Here is a 1,423-nt window from a genome sequence, read left to right on the forward strand (position 1 = left end):
ACTGAAGTGACCCCCATTAGTTGGACATTCCAATTATTGGGGGTCTTTTTATGTCAAAACACAATAGAGCGTTTAAAATAAAGCTCGCTCAGCTAGTCGAAGAAAAAAATTCTGAAGCTTTAGGTAGAAAGTACAGAGTAAGCGCTCGGCTTATTCGCTATTGGTTTCAGGTTTATCAAATAAACGGCTCAAATAGCTTTATTCATAAGCAGCTACCTTATTCTAGAGAGTTCAAAACCCATGTGCTAAAGACGATGGAAATGAACAATTGGTCATTGGGTTATACCAGCGCCTATTTCGACTTATCATCCCCTGGTATTTTATTTCAATGGCAAAAGCTTTATGCTCGCGAGGACATATCCCGTCTCATCCCCAAAAACAAAGGTAAGCCCCGCGTGACTAATAACTCTTCAACTCCTAAACCATCATCAGAGATGACTGAAAAAGAGCTTAGAGAAGAACTCGATTATTTACGTGCAGAGAACGCTGTTTTAAAAAAGTTAGAAGCCTTGGCTCAAGCCAGAAAGAAAAAAGCAAAGACAAAACGATAGTTGTCGAAGAGCTCAAGGCAATATATAGCTTACAACATTTATTAAGAGTTACAGGGCTTCCCAAGAGTGTGTATTACTACCATCGTAATGCGCTGAATCAGCCTTGTTCCAATACTGACTTACGCGTAAAAATCCGTGATATCTATCACAAACATAAAGGGCGATATGGCTATCGTAGAGTGACTTACGCTTTACGAGCGATGGGCTTAGTGGTTAACCATAAGCGTGTACAACGCCTAATGTGCGAACTTGGTTTGAAGTCAAAAGTCAGGCCTAAACGTTATAAGTCTTACAAAGGTGAAATCGGCAGAATCGCAGAAAACAAATTGAATCGTGAATTTACTGTAGAACAGCCTAATCAAAAATGGGTGACTGATGTAACTGAGTTTAAAGTGAATAATCAGAAGGTGTATCTGTCACCGATAATAGATTTATTTAATCGAGAGGTCATTAGCTATGAAGTGCGGACATCTGTAACGTTACCCTTAGTTACAGATATGCTTAAAGCCGCGACTAGTAAGCTATTACCCCATGAAAAGCCACTCATACACTCTGACCAAGGATGGCAATATCAAAATAAACAATACCAAAATCACTTGAAACAGAATGGGCTACTTCAAAGCATGTCTAGAAAAGGAAACTGCTTAGATAACGCTGTTGCAGAGAACTTCTTCGGCATATTAAAAACTGAGATGTACCACAATAAAACGTTCAAAGATGCAAATGAACTTATTGAAAACATCAAAGAATATATCGATTATTACAACAACGAACGTATTAAGCTAAAACTAAAAGGCCTGAGTCCGATACAATATCGAAATCAGGCCTTGGTTGCCGCTTAGAAATGAGTCCAACTTAATGGGGTCACTTCA

The 1,423-nt window shown here is 38.8% G+C and carries 1 protein-coding gene and 1 pseudogene; both read left to right on the forward strand.

Annotation, left to right across the window (positions count from 1 at the left end; all coding sequences use genetic code 11):
* Window positions 1-50 precede the first annotated feature (50 nt).
* Window positions 51-551, forward strand: coding sequence for a transposase (locus tag V7R55_RS19450; protein ID WP_334061018.1), 501 nt, complete (start codon window positions 51-53; stop codon window positions 549-551).
* Window positions 539-1,393 (forward strand): annotated as a pseudogene (locus tag V7R55_RS19455) (IS3 family transposase); the annotation flags it as partial. The gene V7R55_RS19450 and the pseudogene V7R55_RS19455, both read left to right, overlap by 13 nt.
* Window positions 1,394-1,423 lie beyond the last annotated feature (30 nt).

Origin of the sequence: Alteromonas sp. S005 (assembly GCF_036864475.1) — a bacterium.
Lineage (GTDB): Bacteria > Pseudomonadota > Gammaproteobacteria > Enterobacterales > Alteromonadaceae > Alteromonas.